12 protein-coding genes are annotated in these 19167 nt (G+C 49.8%); all 12 read right to left on the bottom strand.

Annotation, left to right across the window (positions count from 1 at the left end; all coding sequences use genetic code 11):
- Positions 1-4: 4 nt before the first annotated feature.
- Complete coding sequence (locus ACG2E4_RS14560) at positions 5-3343, bottom strand: SusC/RagA family TonB-linked outer membrane protein (protein WP_395276987.1); 3339 nt, start codon at positions 3341-3343, stop codon at positions 5-7.
- A gap of 96 nt (positions 3344-3439) precedes the next feature.
- Positions 3440-4513 (bottom strand): FecR family protein, encoded by a 1074-nt coding sequence (locus ACG2E4_RS14555; RefSeq protein ID WP_395276986.1) that lies wholly within the window; start codon positions 4511-4513, stop codon positions 3440-3442.
- 491 nt (positions 4514-5004) lie between these two features.
- Entirely contained in the window at positions 5005-7635 is a 2631-nt protein-coding gene (locus ACG2E4_RS14550) for a c-type cytochrome (RefSeq protein WP_395276985.1), read from the bottom strand.
- A gap of 70 nt (positions 7636-7705) precedes the next feature.
- Entirely contained in the window at positions 7706-8401 is a 696-nt protein-coding gene (locus ACG2E4_RS14545; protein WP_395276984.1) for a DUF1080 domain-containing protein, read from the bottom strand.
- 117 nt (positions 8402-8518) lie between these two features.
- Complete coding sequence (locus ACG2E4_RS14540; protein WP_395276983.1) at positions 8519-9079, bottom strand: RNA polymerase sigma factor; 561 nt, start codon at positions 9077-9079, stop codon at positions 8519-8521.
- A gap of 394 nt (positions 9080-9473) precedes the next feature.
- Positions 9474-10358: a sugar phosphate isomerase/epimerase family protein gene (locus tag ACG2E4_RS14535; RefSeq protein ID WP_395276982.1), complete on the bottom strand. Its 885-nt coding sequence runs from the start codon at positions 10356-10358 to the stop codon at positions 9474-9476.
- 82 nt (positions 10359-10440) lie between these two features.
- A complete protein-coding gene (locus tag ACG2E4_RS14530) occupies positions 10441-11244 on the bottom strand; it encodes an SDR family NAD(P)-dependent oxidoreductase (RefSeq protein ID WP_395276981.1) in 804 nt (267 codons plus the stop codon).
- 2 nt (positions 11245-11246) lie between these two features.
- On the bottom strand, positions 11247-12275 hold the full coding sequence (locus ACG2E4_RS14525; protein ID WP_395276980.1) for a zinc-binding dehydrogenase: 1029 nt from the start codon (positions 12273-12275) through the stop codon (positions 11247-11249).
- A gap of 193 nt (positions 12276-12468) precedes the next feature.
- Positions 12469-13854 (bottom strand): sulfatase, encoded by a 1386-nt coding sequence (locus tag ACG2E4_RS14520; protein ID WP_395276979.1) that lies wholly within the window; start codon positions 13852-13854, stop codon positions 12469-12471.
- A gap of 88 nt (positions 13855-13942) precedes the next feature.
- Positions 13943-15310 carry a sulfatase gene (locus ACG2E4_RS14515; RefSeq protein WP_395276978.1) on the bottom strand — a complete coding sequence of 456 codons (1368 nt, stop codon included), beginning with the start codon at positions 15308-15310 and terminating at the stop codon, positions 13943-13945.
- Positions 15311-15448: 138 nt separating this feature from the next.
- Complete coding sequence (locus tag ACG2E4_RS14510; protein ID WP_395276977.1) at positions 15449-16915, bottom strand: sulfatase; 1467 nt, start codon at positions 16913-16915, stop codon at positions 15449-15451.
- 597 nt (positions 16916-17512) lie between these two features.
- Positions 17513-18991, bottom strand: coding sequence for an IMP dehydrogenase (gene guaB, locus ACG2E4_RS14505; protein ID WP_395261527.1), 1479 nt, complete (start codon positions 18989-18991; stop codon positions 17513-17515).
- Positions 18992-19167 lie beyond the last annotated feature (176 nt).

Raw genomic sequence — 19167 nt, 5'->3', positions numbered from 1 at the left:
TAGTTTAAAAATTGACTGCAGCACCGAGAGAAAATGTTCGGGGAACCGGGTATGTCTGATCGTCAACACCAGGCCTTATTCCCCCGTATTGGTCCACTTCGGGATTGTTGCCCGGATAACTTGAGATCAGCAACAGGTTGTCAGCACTGACATATACCCGGACATTGCTTATGCCGGGAATTTGCGAGAAGGTGTAGCCCAGCGTCACATTTTTAAACCAGGCATGGCTGGCGTCGTACACATATTTTGAGTTTGACTCTCGCTGCCACTTCCAGGTGTTTGAAGTGGGAATACGCCCGTTCCCGGGGTTATCCGGCGATCTCCATCGGTCCTTGCCCGCCGCGAGGATGTTAAAGACTCCATCCATGTTGAGCGTGGTTTTTTCGATCTGCCTCATCACATCGTAATCCTGGGCTCCGGTGACCAACACGCTCAAATCAAATTTTTTGTAATCCGCCCCGAGGGTCAGGCCCCAAACAAATTTGGGATGCGGGTTCCCGATCTCCACCATATCCTCTGTGTCGTAGGAAACGACGCCGTCTCCGTTGGTATCGGCATATTTAAAGGTACCCGGAATTGCACCGTCTTGTGTGGCGTGGTTATCGATCTCCTCTTCGGTATTGAAGATTCCGAGCCACTTGTAGCCGTGCAGCATGCCAATCGGGCGGCCGGGTCTTGAAACATTGTAGGCTCCATAAAATCCGCCATTCCTGATTTCGTCATTATTCCCGCCGATGGCAAGTACTTCATTGCGGTTGAACGAGATATTGAAATCGGCGTTATAACTGAAGTCCTGGCCCGATTTCCGATATCCGAGAGAAAATTCCAGGCCCTTGTTTTCAACTTCACCGATATTCGTAAATGTGGTTTGGAACCCGGAGACTACGGGAATTTCGGTCGGCAGCAGCATGTCGTTGGTGACTTTCCTGTACGCCTCGGCCGTGAACGTTACCCGGTTGTTCAGGAGAGCCAGATCCATGCCCAGATTGACCTGGTTGGATTGCTCCCATCCCAAATTGGCATTCGCAAATGAACTTAATACCTGCCCGTTCACGAACTCTCCATCCAGTATGTAATTCGCCTGGTTCATGGTAGACAAGCTCCTGTAATTCCCGATGCTGTTGTTACCGGTAACGCCCCAGCTACCCCGGAGTTTTAAGTCCGACAGCCAGCTGTAGTCAGGGACGAATGACTCTTCGGAGACTCTCCAACCCAGCGACACGGCCGGAAAGTCGCCCCACCTGTTATTGGAACCAAACCGGGAACTCCCCTCCCGGCGGAATGTAGCCGATACCAGGTACTTGTTATCAAAATTGTAGTTCAGCCGGGCGAAATAGGCCAGCAGACTCCAGTCAGCTTCAGAAGAACCTGCTTCCACTCTTGTGGCGGCATCAAGATACCGCACGATGTCATTCGGGAACTCGTCGCCTGAAGTCGAAATATTTTTCACAACTTCCTCCTGTGCAGAAAAACCACCCATCAGTGTGATGTCATGATCACCGAGGCTGGTCATATAGGTGAGAAGTTGATCAGTGGCATAATTATAGACCTCGGAATCCCATTCATTCAGGTATGCTTCCCTGGGAGGCGGATTGTTAAACCCTCTTCCCGCCAAGTAAGAAGGACGAAACTCCTTTTGGCTGTTGTTCTCAATACTGGCGTTGACCGACGATTTAAACGAAAGGTTCTCCAGGATAGAAAATTCCAGGTATCCATTGGTCGTCAAATTCCCGGTATCACGGTCTCTGTCCATCTCCGTCAACTCCATCACCGGGTTGGGCGTGCCAAAGACCCCGTCTCTACCCCCGATGTAAGCGTTGTAAGTTCCATCTTCATTGTAGACCGGCTCCCGGGGATCTGCCCACAGTGCCGACCCAATAATAGCATCGCGACCCGTTGTGGGTGCATATTGTTCCCGGGAAAAAGATCCCGCCAGGTTCCAGCCCATCGTGATTTTCTCATGGAGGTCGCCCCTCAGGTTTGCCCGTACATTAAACCGCTCAAATCCGGTTTCGATCACAGCTCCCTTTTGATTGAGATAACCTACAGACACAAATGACCGAACCGGTCCTCTGCCCGCGCCGACGGAGATGTTATATCGCTGAAAGGGAGCATTCTGATTAAGAATCTGGTCGACCCAGTCGGTCGAATGTTGTGTTTGCTCCGGGTTCCGATAGCTTTCCGGCACCTCATCAATACTCGGCTCCCTGTTCTCGAAATAACGAATCTTATCCATGAAGGCCTCTTTTTTGAATCGTGCGAATTCCTCCCCGTTCATCATCTCTGTCCTTCTGGAATCGGGAATATTCTGAATACCGGAGGTGGCATTAAACGAGATATCAACTGCTCCCTCCTCAGCCGACTTGGTTGTGATAAGAATAACCCCGTTAGATCCCCTGGCCCCGTAAATAGCCGTTGAGGAAGCATCCTTCAGCACGGAAATACTTTCAATATTTGACGGGTTTATATTCTGTCCAACCGATGTACCCACTGGAAACCCGTCAATAACATAGAGCGGCTCGCTGCCGGCGCCGAGAGAACTTATCCCCCGAATGTTGACCTGCAGCTCCTCCCCGGGAGTTCCAGAAGTTTGTTTGGCAACCAGCCCCGGTGCCTGCCCCTGCATAAGGTTTGTGAGATTTGTTACAGGTCGGTCCTGGGCACTCTCCAGGTCCACTTCCGCCACTGCCGACGTTATATCGGCCCGTCTTTGCGATCCGTATCCCACGACAACGACATCTTCACCGACCAATGCCTGGGGCGAGAGGGCTACATCAATCGTGGTTCGGCCATTGACGGGAACCTCCCTGGTTTGATATCCAATAAACGAGAACAGGAGCGTATCCTGCTCCCCTGTAGCCTGCAGGCTGTAATTTCCCTCTGAATCTGTTGCCGTCCCCGTTGCCGTACCTTTGAAAACCACATTTACCCCGGGCAGGGTCTCACCGGTATTCGCATCGGTGACGGTGCCCTGAATTTGCTCGATTTTCTCCCTTTTCACAGTCTGCGCATATTTTGAAAAATCCAGCGAAATAGCGAATGTGCGGTTGTTCAGCCGGGTATATTTCAGACTGTAGGGATCAAGCAACCTGTTAAGTTCATAGGTCAGGTTATCGGTCTGCCCAACATCGGAAGGGGCGTATACGCCGTCCAGCAGTCCCGTTTTATACATAAACGAGATATCAAATTTCTTTTCCAGCTGCTCCAGGGCAGAAGTAAACTTGATCTCGGAATCGATACTGGAGCTCTCCGTTATTTTGAGCTGCGCCAGCGCCTGAGATCGCTCTTTTCCCTGCGCGTGAGTGGTTATCGCATGGGCAACCACCAGTAACACTAACATCATACTTCCGTGTATCCACCGAATATTCATACGTGTTTCCCCTTTTTGTTATTCTTGGTTCTCTGTTTTAATTGCGTATCAGGCATACTTTATCCCTTTTTATTTATCCCTTTTTATTATTGAGTAAAAACCTTCCTTTTCTTGCACAACATCCACATGGAGTATTGTTGAAATCCCTTCCATCAACGTTTGCAGATCCGGGTTCCGAAGGGTTCCTGTCACCTTTTGATTCAGCAGGCTCGCATCTTCAATTTGAATGGTTATTCCATATATATGTTCGACATCGCGAACCAGCTCGTTAAATGGAATCTCCCGGAACACAAACTTTCCATCGATCCAGGCCGTATAAAGAAGTGTATCTACCTCCTGGATCTGAACATTCGGTTGATTCACCGAAAACTGGGCCCGCTGTCCCGGTTTTAATTTAAATTGGCCGGCGACCCCGTTTGCAGAATCCTTCAGCAATACTTCGAGGCTCCCCTCCTCCAAAACGACCCCGGTCCGGTCGTAGCGGGTATTTACATTAAACCGGGTTCCCAGTATCCGCACATCACCATCCGGGGTATGCACGGTAAAGTTCCTTTTTTTACCCTCCGGATCACGGACAATTGAAAAATAGGCTTCCCCTTCAAGCCAGACCTCTACATTCGAACTGTTGAACTGCTCCGGGCTGTAGCGCAGGGTTGAGTTGGCGTTCAGTTTAATAGTTGACCCATCGCTTATTTTTAACGCGCCCTTTTCACCATATCCCACTTCAATTGTTGAAAATAACGGGGTCGGTTCAGCAGGTGTCGGTTCCTGCCGGTTGTAAAGAGTCAAAACGGATACCGTTACGACCAGGAGAATGACAGCTGCGGCAACTGCCCATCGATATCCCGACGGGCTGTGGACCAACTTTTCTTTTTTATTAAAAATATGCGGGTAATCATTCAGGCGGGACTGAAACCGGGTTAACTCTTTTTGAAGATCATCTCCCCTTTGCTCTTCAAATGGCAGCTGAAAAAGTGCTTGAGCTCTTTTCCTGTAATCCCGATGTACTGGATCTTCGGCCTCCCACTTTTCCCACTTTTTCTGTTCCTCGGGTGATGCCTCCCCTTTAATCCAGCGACTAAAAGAGGGATCATCCAGCAGATCCATTAATTCCTGTTCAAATTCCGTCACGCTTTTTCCCATTTGTTCATCGTTCACTTTAATAAAGGAAGGCATTTCGGGGATCTACTCACTAAATCTGAATTTTTTTTAAGATAGGCTGTATTACTTTGTTAATCAGGGCACCTTCAGGCAGTTACAAAAGCCTTTTCCTGATCAGAGTGTTTTTTTGTATGACCAAAAACGACCCCAAAAAATCGCCGCCCTGGAAATATAAATGTAGAATTAGGGATGATGAATTTCGCAGGAAAAGTCGCAGGCTTGATCTTTTGGATCTTTCTCTCAAGCCCAAGGGGAGACCTTTTCTGTAAAAAACCTCTTTTCCATGTTGAGGCTTCTTATTTTCAGAGGTCTTTGCAAAACCGTTTTTTTGGCCCATATCGACATTATCGCGGATTCGAAATCCTCATTTATGAGATATAAACTGCGGTTCCGAATCCGTTCAGGGGTTGATCTTGACCAAAACTCCTGGTTTTTCAAAGCCCTCTTTCAGAAAGCAAAAATCACAGATTATTCTATTCTTCCGCATTATTTTTCTTAAATATTTCACTTTTTGGATCTCCGCCCGAAATCAAATAGGCGGCCAGGCTTTGGAGCTCTGCAGCATTTAGTGGATTTATCAAATCCGGAGGCATCTGGGAGATATCCACCGGCTCCATGGATGCCACTTCCCGGGCGGCAAATAGATCAGCGGCCTGATTGGGATCCCGGCTATACACTTTTATAGAGTCCTGCTGATCCACAACCAGTCCCGTTACCATCTCACCGTTTGTTAAGGTTACCTGTGTGGTATTGTACAAACTTGAAATTATATCACTCGGTCTTATGATGGCGTTGATCATCTTTTCCGTAGAAAACCGCTGGCCCACAGTGCTTAGGTCCGGGCCGATATTCCCTCCATAACCGGCAAAACGGTGGCAGCTTGCACAACCCGTAGCAAAAAATGCGTTTCGGCCCTTATCAAAATCCAGGTTATCCCTGTCTCTGAACCCCTCCGATACAACTTCTGTCGCCTCCTCTACGGTCCAGTCTCGACCCGGCCCCTCCGGCGGATTGATCTCGAAGTCGGGTTCCTGCGACAAGTTTACCCCAGCGATATCGGCTACGGCCTTGCGCTCGGCATCCGATGCATTCTGCAATGCCTCGTTTCGCATGCGTTCCAGGAACCCGGTATAGCTGGCTCCCCCCATGGCATCGGCGGCATTGTTAATGAAGGCAAAATATTCGCGCCGCTGTTCTATCGTCCAGCCGCTCTGCAGGTTCCGGAGCATAAAGGCATATTCCAGTTTATTGGTCGGCGGCGGGTCGTCAAGCATCTGCTGAATGGTACCCCCATAGTGTTCATTTCGAGCGACCAACTCGCTCCAATCCGGCAATGTGGGCTTCTCTTGCTGTTGCATTAACGCCAGGGCCTTTTCAATTACGCGTTCATCCTGCAGGTACACCAGCAAGCGGACCAGCTCTACATTGACGCGATCATCGTTGGCGGGAAAAAGTTCCTGCAGGGTATCCGTGATTTCTGAACGCTCCTGCTCATCCGGATCTCCCAGGCGCATACACACCAGGGCCATTGCCCGCAGGTATCCGAGCTGCTGCCGGGTATCCAGGGAAGCCAGCTCAAGATTTAGAAGAGATGCAATCGCTTCCTCCCGATAGTGTTCCGGGGCCGTGCGCGCGAGGGCCACCAGCCCGGTAATCCGGGCCTGGGGGCGTTCGGCGGTTAATGCTTTGTCCACCCACCACTGCACCGGCTGCGATTCGATCGCCACGCGGGCCGCATGCCGCAAAAACCGATCCTCATCCGCAAGGTAGGGCCAGGCCACCTCTACTGCACGCCGGTCCCTCTTTCCGTGAAACGCTTCCAGCTTCTGACGCTCCTGCCGGGCGGCCCGGGCCTTTGGATTATCGATGGCATCCACCGGAGCCGTGGACTTGTCTCCCGTATAAATCACGCGGTACAGCTTGGTCTTATTATCCCAACCGCCGGTTATGAAGTAGAGCGCCCCGTCTTTTCCTATCACAGCATCCGTCAGCGGCAGGGGGCTGCCAGATAAAAATTCTTCGGCCGTAGCGGTGTAGCTTGCTCCTTTGGGTTCCAGGTGGAAGGCGTACATGGTCCCGAACGTCCAGTCGAGTCCAAACAGGGCGCGTTGGTAGCGGGCGGGGAATTGGGCTCCCGTACCAAATAGCAGTCCGGTAGGTGATCCGGGACCAATATTCAACACCGGAGGCAGGCTGTCTTCATAATATTGTTTCCATTTGCCGCTTCCGCTGCGCCATCCGTAGTCGCTGCCACTGACGGCATGCACAATCCGGGTGGGGCGATACCACGGCATCCCCATATCCCACTCCATGTCGGCATCGTAGGTGAACAGCTCTCCATGCGGGTTGATCGCCGCATCGTAGGTATTCCGGTGCCCGATGCTGATCATCTCCCACGTTGTGGCCTCGGGATTTATGCGCGCGATATACCCGCCGGGCGCCAATACCCCTCGTGCATGGCCGCGGGCGTCCCACTGCCGCGATAATAAGATATCTTCCTCCCAGCCCGACAGGCGGCTGGAGGTGAGCTCCGGCGGCGGGGTGTGATTTCCATTTACTACGTATAGCCCGTCGCCGTCTTCCGTGGGGAGTACCGCGTGATTACCGTGGTCGCCCTGTTCGGTAGGCCCGCCAAGATATTCCATTACGTTCAAGTGTCCGTCACCCTGCCTGTCCCGCAAGCGGAACAGCCCTTTCCGGTGCATGTTGGCATACAGATGATCAAAAGCCCAGGTAAGTCCCTGGGCCCCGGTGGCGGGCATCTGGACTTCCTCCACCTGTACCTCGGCATTACCAGTGGTATCGTCAATCCTGATGCGATATGTCCCCTTTTGGTTCTCATCGGAAGCAAACAGGTCTCCACGGGGACCAACAGCGAGGGAAACCCACGATCCCTGTTCTTCAAGGGGCACTTCGTACAGCAACTGCACTTCAAAGTTGGGCAGGGACTGGATCGATTCTGATACCGAATCCTGCTCGGTATCTCCCCCTGAATTCACCCCTTCGGTATTGGTGGGTACTGAGTCGTATGATGACAGAACCAATGGAGCTAATAATACGATGATAAACGATCTGGCATTCATAAAAATTCGTTCTAAATTCATTGGTGCTTTTCTTTTTCTTTGATTAAGATCCACCTCAAATGAGGGGTCCCTATTATCCCGATTTTTAAAACTACCCGGGTAACTTCTTAAATTTGAAATTGCGATATTCCACTTTCATGGGCGGTCCCTGGTGCAGCTGTACGCCCAGCATTCCCTTCTTTACCCGGTTGGTATATCTGTCAATCAGTATACACATTACCTGCCCGTTCAACATCTGGATGATCGTATCGCCGCGGACAATAAGATGGTAGGAGTTCCACCCGTCACTATTGATTTTCTTGGCAAGTGCTTCGCTCTGGCCCACTGATCCGATCTCGGCCGGGACGTCCTGCTCGCTCACCTGTATCACCTGTCCCCGGTTGGCCAGAATCTGGTGCCCCCGGTCCTCATAGTTCTCATACACAATTCCACTGTAGGTGTTCGCACCGTCGATATCGGCCTGGTATCCAAGTAATACATTCTCATTTTCTTTGGAGGCGGTACTTCTGTAGTAGATTCCACTATTGCCTTTGCTGGAGATTCGATATTCCACTTTCAGCTCAAAATTGGTCACTTCCTTTTCCCACCGATAGAAGATGTTCCCCCTCAAGGGAGATGCTTCCGGCACTTCTCCAATGAGTATCCCGTCTTCAAATTGCCAGTACTCAGGATTTCCCTCCCAGTTCTCCCGTTTTTCTTCCGTCAGGATGCGCCTAAACCCCTGATCCGGATCTGATTTTGAAGATTGACCAAATGCAAAAGAATAACTCCCTAAGATGAAAACCAAAAATGTTAATATGCATATGAATTGTTTCATAACAGGCTGTTTGCTATTTGTGCCATATTTTATTCTTCCGACGATATCATAAATCAATATTTTCCAACATAACCTAAAAGGGTACGGCTACTCCACGAGATAAGACTGCAGCGATTGAATTGCCCGGTAGATGTAATTATAGACGCTCTGACGATTTACCTCCATCACCTGCGCGATTTCCGTGTTGGTCAGACCGCTGTAAAATTTTAAAAACACAGCCTCCTTTTGCTTGTTACTCAAGGATTCCAACGCCTGTTTCAGTCGCTCTTTTTGCTCCTTTTCAAACGTCTCTTTTCTGTTCAGCTCTTCGTAATTTACCACGCGGCTGAAAAATTCGTCAGCATACGCTTTATCCCGCTCATACCTTGTTTTTTTAATCTCTGCCTGCCTGAATACCGTTCTGCGGAGTGATACGTACAAATAAGAACGAATATATTCTACTTCTGACAGGTTCTCACGCTGCTCCCAGAGGACATAAAAAAGCTCCTGGATGCTATCTTTTACGAGCGATTCATCAGGGATCAGCTTTAAACCATAATTTAGCAACGGCGTGTAATATTTTTCAAAGAGGGTGGAAATTGCATGTTTATCACCATTCTGAAGCTTTTCCCATAAACGGATATCTTCTGCGGAGCGAATGCCGGCCACCTAACTCATCCCTTTTTATATTTAAATTCAGCTAACTTGCATGCAAACCCATTCTTTGGCTAAAAATGCAGATTAGCCAACCTGCTAATCGAATATAGATTTATCCAGAAGTTATATCCTTATACTCCGGTCGATACCTGATTCGGAGAATAATTCCAGCTAACAGTGAGAGCATGCTTTTACAGCAGGGGATAGCTCAACCCTTAAAATTTATTTTAAAATATATCCCTTTGATTTTATAGAGACTCCAACCGTCAATATCTACTCAGAAAAATACAGTTCCTCTTGCCACCAGATCAGAGGGGAATGGAAAGCAATAAAAAATCCAGCCAACTACTGTTTGGCCATCTGATCTTCCGAAATCCCATTTCCAGGCCCACAATTCGCGGTTATTTTATTCCCAATATTGATCCAATTTTTCCCGCAAGAAAGTTACGCTGCGTTCCAGCTGGTCCATCCCTTCCACCCCGTCTTCAATGCTGATCCAGCCGTCAAAATCGACCCGCTTCAGTTCGGTAAAAATGGCGTCATAATCGTTGAGTCCGCGGCCAATTTCGCCATGCTGCAGACGCTCGGCGTAGCCCTCTACCCCCGCCTCCTCATTTCGCAAATCTTCTATCGTCCCTTGTTTCAGGTATCGATCACTGGCATGCATCGTCACCACGCGGTCTGACACTTTTTTGAGGAGTTCAACCGGGTCATCTCCCGCTAAAAAAGCGTTACTGGGGTCGTAATTCACCCCGAAACTGGGATGATTGATCCGATCGACCAGCTCACAAAACAGCTCCATTTTCTGGGCAAACTCGGGATACTTCCAGAAATCATCCTTATAGTGATTTTCCAAAATCAGGGTAATGCCACGCTTGGCGGCATAGGGCAGGCATTCTTCAATCGACTCTGCCGCAAGGCGTATGCCCTCTTCCCTGGAAAGCTCCGGACGCCGTTGTCCCGAGAGTACACGGCAATACCTCCCGCCCAGCTCATCAATCATATCAATCCAGTGTTTCTGCTTTTCAATCTCTTTTGCCCGAAATTCCGGGTCCGGGTGCGTGAAATCCGGGGAGCAGCACAGCATCGGGATCTCCTTTCCCTGCTGTTCCACTTCTTTTCGAAACCTGGTCCAGTTCTCCCGGTCTTCCATTTCCAGAAATCCCGAATACCATTCCAGTCCGTCGACCTCTAATTCTCCAGCCATGTTTATCCACTCAGAAACGCTCATGGTTCCATCTTTACAAAGCTCTTGCATGTACGCCTTGGGAAAAACAGCTAGTTTGGGCATAAATTGGTTACAGGTTACAGGTTACAGGTTACAGGTTGCGGAAAAGATGCGATTATTTTGCATGTTTTTCTGAGATTCTGGCTCATTCTTCTTTTTGGGGAATGGTGGTCGCATCTTTAGGGGGATTTCGCCCGATGAGGGGATACTGTTCCAGCTCTACTACCTGCCCGCTGACCGGCCCGCATTCATCGGAAAGCCAGTAAACCGCAGCAGAAGCTATTTCTTCGGGTTGCAAAATGCGTCCCGCCGGCGCATAGGTCTCGGGCAGCCGGGTATGCCAGTCTTCATCCAGATTTTGTTCACGCTTTCGTTCAATCTCTTTTTCGGTAAGTACCCACCCGGGGTTGATCTGGTTGACCCGTACCCCCTCTTCCCGCATCAATGTATCCCCGAGATTGCGTGTCATGGTCATCAGGGCCCCCTTGGTCATGCTGTAGGCCAGTAGATCCGGTTCGCCGCACCAGGCATTTACAGACCCGATATTCAATACACAACCATCGGTTTTGGAGAGGTGAGGTAGCGCCGACTTAATCAGTTGAAATGGAGCAAAGGTGTTTACCCGGAAGATATTCTCCAAAAAGTCCAGATCTGTAGTATGGACATTCGAGGTAGCAACCATCGCTGCATTATTTACCACCCCATCGAGTTTGCCAAACTTTTGCAGGGCACTATCGACAAGTCGCTGCACAGCACCATCCCTGGTTATATCCTCGATATGAGCTACCGCTTGCTTCCTGCCAATTTCGGAAACAAGCTCTTCACCCAGATTTTCCTCCAACCCGTTGATCACTACCCGGGCCCCTTCCTCGGCACATCTCAGGGCTATCGCCTTCCCGATTCCCATGGTACTGCCGGTGACGATAATAACTTTTCCTTTAAGGCGCATCGTTATTCGGGTTTGAGTACACTTTTTACAACTTCTCCGTCATGCATTCTTTCGAATGCTTCTCTCCAGTTTGTGATCGGCCATACGCCGCCAATGATGGGCTTTACATCCAGTTTTCCCGACGCCAGAAGAGCAATTACCCGCTCCCAGATCGGCCAATTGTGGCTAAAGCTTCCCTGGAGCGTTACGTTTTTCTGGACGAGAGGATCCAGTGAAAATTCAAGAGGTTTTGGCCCCCATCCGACCTTGGCAATGTGACCATTTGGTCGGACGAGCTCCAACGCGATTTCGAGAGTCGCACTCACGCCTGCCGCATCCACGATGCAATCTGCTCCCAGGCCATCACGTTCTTGCGCCCAGCCGGTAGCATCCCCGATGATTGGCGTACATCCGTATTGTTCTGCAATATCCAGGCGATTTTTGTCACTTTCCAGTCCCACAATAGCGACCTCGGCTCCACTCAATTTCGCCATGGCAGCACATAGAATACCGATGGTTCCGGGTCCCAACACGATCACCCGGTCGCCGGGCTTAAGATTCGAATTCCCGATCACGGCATTATACGCCACACAGCACGGCTCGGTAAGACAGGCCTGCTGAAAATCCAGCGTTTCCGGTACCCTGTGGAGGCAGCGGGCCGGCACTCTCACATACCTGGTCATGGCCCCATCCACGCCGTATCCAAAACCCTTGCGTGTAGGATCCAGGTTGTAGAGTCCCTGTCGGCTCATCGGGTTATCGGGATCGATAATCGCAGCTGTTTCACTTACAACTCTATCGCCCTCTTTCCAATTCTCCACCCGATTTCCAACTTCGGCTACGTGACCCCCGAATTCATGTCCCAACACAACGGGATAATTCACCGGCCAGCTGTGATCGGCCGTCCACTGGTGAAGGTCACTGCCACACACGCCAATATTGGCCACATCCAGCAATACATCCTCATCCCCGATCTCGGGTTTGGGTATTTCACGTATTTCAACAGATCCTTCTTTTGGGGCATAATTAACGACGGCGGGAAAAGTACTCATGAAACCTTGTTATTCGTTACTTGTTATTTGTTATCTGTATCGATTGTGTCACCCAGATCTACTACAAAGTCACAAAGCTGCAAAGATATAAGATGAACACATACATATTTGTGTGGCACTTTGTTTCTTGTCTATTTGTATCTGTAATTTCATGGAAAAATCCAGCAAGGGTTTTACAATACATACCGGTTCCCTAGTCTTGCCACGGTACGGTACCATCCTCTCTGACAGGTGCCAGCTGATCTTCGCCTCTAATAAGGTTATTCTCATGCTTTTCTACCAAATCCATAATTTCTGATATCACTTCCGGATACTTCTCGGCAAGGTTGTATTTTTCAGATGGATCTTCTTCCAGGTTGTACAACTGCGGTGGCTCATGCGAAACAGGTTTGTCCCCGACATAAGCCGACTGTGTAATAAAATGCGCTTTCCAGGGGCCTTTGCGAACCGCAAACAGTTTTTCTGACCGGTAATAAAATACCGCATCCCGAACGTTTTCCTGCTTGCCGGTTAACACAGGCATCAAATTCACGCCATCGATGATACGATCATCGGGTTGCTCGGCACCCGCCAGGGCCAACGAGGTACTAAACAGATCCATCGTGGTTCCCAACGCCTGGGTGACCTGTCCCGGAGAGATTGTCCCGGGCCACCATGCCAGGGCCGGAACCCGCATTCCTCCCTCCCACGTAGTGCCTTTTCCATTCCGCAGCAATCCGGCCGATCCACCATTTTGATCCATTGTCAGCCACGGACCGTTGTCGCTGGTAAAAAAGACCAGGGTGTTTTCGGCAAGTCCCCGCTGTTCCAGCTCATCCATAATCTGGCCGGTACTCCAGTCGATCTCTTCTATCACATCCCCATACAGGCCACGCGTGCTGGTGCCACGAAAGTCCTCCGAAGCATACAGTGGCACATGTGGGAAGGTATGAGCGAGGTACAAAAAGAACGGTTTATCTTGATTCTCCCGGATAAACTCCAGGGATTTTTCCGTATACCGGGGAGTGAGCGTGCGCTGCTCGGCCGGTTGTTCAATAATCTCTTTGTCCCTCATCAACGGCACGGGCGGCCAGGCTTTGTTATCCATGTCATTGCTGTATGGAATCCCGTAGTAGCTGTCGAAACCGTTGTCGGTTGGCAGGTAGGGAGTTTGGTGACCGAGGTGCCATTTACCAACGGCGGCTGTTGCATACCCTTGCTCTTTCAGGGCTTCCGCTATCGTTATCTCTTCAGGTGGCATCCCTTTTGCTGAAAACGGGAACAGAACACGAAATTCCTCACTCATCATCCCACTGCGTACCGGCAGCCGTCCCGTAAGAAGTCCGGCCCGGCTGGGAGTACACACGGAAGCAGCCGTATAAAACTGGGTGAATTTCATCCCTTCCCCAGCCATCCGGTCAAGGTTGGGCGTTCGTATAGTTGGGTGCCCGTAGACACCCACATCACCATATCCCATATCGTCCGTAAATATGATGACAATATTTGGGCGATCGCTACCCTTATTTTGAGCCAGCGCATCGACGCCGAAACCAAGTCCCAATACAGTTGTCACAAGCAGGAACACATATAGTTTATACATGGACTTTCCTCTGTTTATCGTTCCGAAATACTTTTTCTTTAATCTCTTATTCACCTTGCCTCCGTTACCCATTTCGTGTAGCTTGCCATTAATAGCTTGATTTTTGCCACGGCACCGCCCCGCCCTTCTGAATAAAATTCATCATTATTGAGTTTAGCTCCCGGTACTTTTTTGGATACTCCCCGATCAGGTTGTTCTTTTCCATCGGGTCTTCCTGCAGGTTGTAAAGCTCCGGTGAACTGAATGGACTATTTTGCAAGAGTTTCCAATCGCCCATTCTTACTGCTTGGATGGTTAGTCCGCCATACCGGGTTCCCCCTTCTCTCCGGGAAAAATACAGCGGTTCATCTCTTTCAGGCTGTTTCTTTCCCAAAAGAGTTGGCAAAAAACTTTTTCCTTCCAGGGGTCCCTCATAACGAATTCCCAGCAGGTCAAAAAGAGTGGGGAAAATATCCATTGTCAGGGCCACACGATCGGTGCTCGTCCCTGATTTAATATGATTCGGCCAGGTAATGGCCGCGGGGACTCTCAATCCGCCCTCATACATACTTTGCTTGGCACCTCTTGCAGGACCATTATCGGCCATGCTTGGACCGTGACCGCCATTGTCACTGGTAAATATTATGATGGTATTTTCATATTGACCGGTATCTTTTAGTGCTTGCAGTACCTGCCCTATTCCTGCATCCATATGTTCGATGAAGGCCACAAGTTCCGCTCTCGTTTGATCGATGTCAGATTCTCGCTCCTTCACTTTTTCCAGCCACTCTTTTGGTGGTTGTACCGGAAAATGCGGAGCATTATACGACAAAAACAGAAAGAAGGGGACTTCCTTGTTGGCGCGATCATTAATGTAATCTATTGACCAGTCAGTAAACAGGTCCGTGGCATGTCCTTCCGGATCGATCGTTTTCCTGTTTAACCGCATATAATTAATACCATGGCGGCGGTGCGACCAATAATCGTCCATCATATCCCCCAGCCAGCCGTGGAAATAATCAAATCCCCTTTCATTCGGGATATTGGGCGGGGCCAGTCCCAGATGCCATTTCCCGATTAATGCTGTGTGATACCCGTGATCCTGCAAAACCGATGGCATCAGGGTCGCATGCGGGTGGAGGTAGCCCCAGCTGTTGTCCGGGTGTGTACGTATTACTCCCGGAACTCCCACAAAATCCTGGTATCGACCCGACAGCAGAGCCGCACGGGTGGGCGAACAGACAGGACTATTGGCGTAAAAGTTGTCGAACCTGATTCCGGAGGAGGCGATCTGGTCAATATTGGGCGTTTGGATATCCTCCGTCCCGTAGTAGGAAACGTCATGATATCCCTGGTCGTCGGTTAGAATAAGCAGGATATTCGGGTGATCTTCCTGTAGATCACCGGCAAACAACATTGCCGGCAATAACAGAAATGCAACTGCACAGAAGTTAATACGGAGCACGGGTCCTTTCATTGTTTTCCCAGCTGTTATTTGTTGATAATACGGGTAAATCTGGCTGTTAACTTAATTAGCTTGTCTCCAACTGTCACTGCCCAAAATCAGAGAACTTGACTTTCCTGTGATCGTTATATGAACCCGCCCCTGTTACCACTAGTCCGGATGTATTACTCTTTCATCGGCGTGGTTGACAGAAGGCCGGCGGAACCGTACGTCAGTTGCCCCGTTCGCCTCAAATATGTCGAACATCCGCTCATGCATATCCCGGACACGCTGCTGTTGAGAAGGAACATCGATCAGGTTGACCATCTCATTGGGGTCGGTCTTCAGATCGTACAACTCATTTTGATCCCACATCCCGTGGTAGTAAATATATTTGTAGCGGTCGCCCCGAATGGCATAAGTCGTCGGCGTGTGGGGAAAGGCGTGTTCCCAAAAATATTGATATACAAAGGCAGAACGCCAGTCATCCACTTGTTCTCCTCCAAGCAATGGCAGAAATGAGCGCCCGTCAACCGTGTGATCTCCGGGCATGTTTCCATCCGCGATATCAAGGAATGTTGGCCCGATATCGATATTCAGCACATTTTCTTCGATGGTGGTACCCGGCTCAATATACCCCGGGGCCCAGGCCAGCATCGGTACGCGCATCGACTCTTCATAGGCCTGGCGCTTGTCTATCAGCCCGTGTTCACCCAGCATAAACCCGTTGTCTCCCATATAGATGACCAGCGTATTTTCTGCCAGTCCCTCCTGTTCGAGGTAGTCCATGACGCGGGCTACGCTTTCATCCACGGCCATCAGGGATTCGCTGTAATCGGTAATAATCTCGTCCAGGCTCTGCGGGTGGTCATCCCGGTTGTGATACATATGTTCTACCCCGTGCCAGCTGTAGCGCTGCTCGCGGACCCAGTCGGGCTTTCCCCGGTAATTTTGCTCAATATTTTTCATTGACTGCGGTTTTGGAATATCCGCCTGGGCGTACATCCCTTCATGCCTTTCTGCGGGATAAAACTCGGCGTGCACTGCTTTATGAGACAGGTATACAAAAAACGGCTTGTCTTCATCCCGATCTTCGTCCAGCCATTCAATGGCATATTCTGTTAGCAGGTCGGTAATGTATCCCTCCACCTGCCGGCGTTCCCCATCAATATTCAGGGTGGGATTGTAGTACACGCCCTGTCCCCTGAAGCTTACCCACTTGTCAAATCCCGGTTTGGGATCATCGTGGGCGTGCCCGATATGCCACTTGCCAAAATAGCCGGTCTGGTATCCCTCGTTCTGCAGCTGCTCAGGGAAAAATTTTGTACCCTCTTTCATTGGATTTGAATTATCGACAGCGCCATGGCGAAAGGCATACTGCCCGGTGAGGATAGAAGCGCGACTGGGAGAACAGAGGGAGGTCGTTACAAAGGCATTTGCCAGGTGAGCGCCTTCAGCCGCCATGCGGTCCATGCCCGGCGTCTTCAAAAAATCCGGCCCGTCAGGGTGAAATCCCATATAATCATAACGGTGGTCATCACTCAGAATAAAAATTATATTTTCAGGCTGGGCGCGAAGTGAAGAGATCGAGAACAGGCTCATAAGGAGTATCAAACAGCATTTTCCCGCTAATTTCATAATAAACTCTATCCCTTTTTTAGTTAAAAATGAAATGGAAGATCGGCTTTCAAGAGAACTATTGTAACAGATACTCAGCTTATTAGCAAAAACTCTCTTGAAGTAGTACACATTTTACGCTTACAGCCGGTATGGAATCAGACAAAACTGGCAGGCTCGGAAATTCAGGCTGCTTAGTACTACGCGGATACGCCAAGCTGTTGATTTTGGAATCCAACCACTGGCATGTACTAGCAGACCCGGATATGGTACGATCTTATTGAGGGGACAGAGGGATGTAAAATTTTCTCTTTTGAGAGGGCTTTGAAAAACCAGGAGTTGTGATCAAGATCAACCCCTGAGTGGATTCGGAACCGCAGTTTATATTCCATAAATGAGGACTTCGAACCCATGAAAATGACGATATTGGCCCCAATAAACAGTTTTGCAAAGCCCTCTTTTGATTTATCCTGTCAAAAGATTGGGATAACGGGAAATCTCATTGTCATTATTTTTATGTATTGACAGTTGCCTTGTCCCTGTCAATCGAACACTGGCCGGAATTACCCGGAGTTTCACTCTCAGAGAAAAGAAGTCCGACCTCACCCAAAATCCCGTTTAACTGACGGAGTAGTTGGGAGCTTCCTTCGTGATCTGGACGGAGTGCGGGTGGCTCTCTTTGTAGCTGGCGGAAGATATCTGTACAAATTCGGCCGTTTGCAGCTCTTTGATACTTGCTGCCCCACAGTAGCCCATGGCCGCACGCAAACCGCCGGTCATCTGGTATACCACCTCTGAAAGGTATCCTTTGTAGGGAACGCGTCCTTCAATACCCTCCGGTACCAGCTTTTTGATGTCATCCTCCACATCCTGGAAGTAGCGATCCTTTGAGCCTTTCTCCATGGCCCCGATACTCCCCATTCCGCGGTAGGACTTGTATTTTCTGGATTCGTAGATCACTGTTTCGCCCGGACTTTCGTCCACCCCGGCAAACATGGAACCCATCATTACCGCATGCGCGCCTCCAGCAATAGCCTTGGCAATATCGCCGGTCTGCTTAATACCTCCGTCGGCAATCATCCCCACACCCGCTTTCTTCACATATTCGGAAACCTCCAGGATGGCACTCAGCTGGGGCACGCCAACGCCGGTTACCACGCGGGTGGTACATATTGAACCCGGTCCAACGCCCACTTTGACCACGTCCGCGCCTGCTTCGTCAATAGCTTGGGCTCCCTCTTTGGTGGCAATATTTCCGGCGATGAGATCCAGATCGGGAAATGCCTCCTTGATTTCCTTTATTTTGGCAAGTACTCCTTCCGAATGACCGTGGGCGGTATCGACCGTAATGATATCCACACCCGAATCAACGAGTGCCTCTACCCGTTCCATCGTATCAGGCGTTACCCCAACAGCCGCACCCACGCGCAGGCGACCCATATCGTCTTTACAGGCGTTGGGGAAATTCATCTTCTTTTCGATATCCTTGAATGTGATGAGTCCCACCAGTTTCATTTGGTCGTCCACGATCGGCAGTTTTTCCACTTTGTGTTCCTGCAGGATCTCTTCTGCTTCCTCAAGCGTCGTACCCTCTCGCGCAGTGACCAGGTTATCACGCGTCATAATGGTATCAAGCGGCTTGTCCACAAAATGCTCGAACCGAAGATCACGGTTGGTTACGATACCGATCAGCGTATTATCCTCTTCCACAATCGGAATTCCCCCGATCTTGTGTTTTTTCATCAACGACCGTGCCTCACGAACGGTTGCCGATTCGGGCAGGGTCACCGGATCTACGATCATGCCACTTTCACTGCGCTTCACCATACGCACCTGGTCAGCCTGCTCCTCGATACTCATATTTTTGTGCAGCATGGCGATACCGCCCTCACGTGCCAGCGCAATGGCCAGCCGGTACTCGGAGACGGTATCCATCGCCGCACTTATAACGGGCACGTTCAGCTTCAAGTTTGGGGTCAAGCGTACGCTTGTATCAACATTTCGTGGCAGTGTTTCGGAATAGGCCGGAACCAGTAGCACATCATCATAGGTTAGTCCTTGCCGTGATATCCGATCAAAGGGAGAGGAATTATTCATAGCTGACTCTGCTCGCAGTATTTGGTTTCAGATTTGGGCAAAGATAAAAAATTTGCCAACGAAGTGCGTAACCAAACCCGGATTAATTTTTTGTAATACTGAGACGCCAGAAGTGAGATGTGAGACGAGTATTATTTCAAATTTGTCATCTTTTTTACAATGTACCGCAAGAATTA

The sequence above is a fragment of the Halalkalibaculum sp. DA384 genome (genome assembly GCF_043951955.1).
Taxonomy (GTDB): Bacteria; Bacteroidota; Rhodothermia; order Balneolales; family Balneolaceae; genus JAMQKA01.
This window is presented reverse-complemented; position numbering and strand designations above follow the sequence as displayed.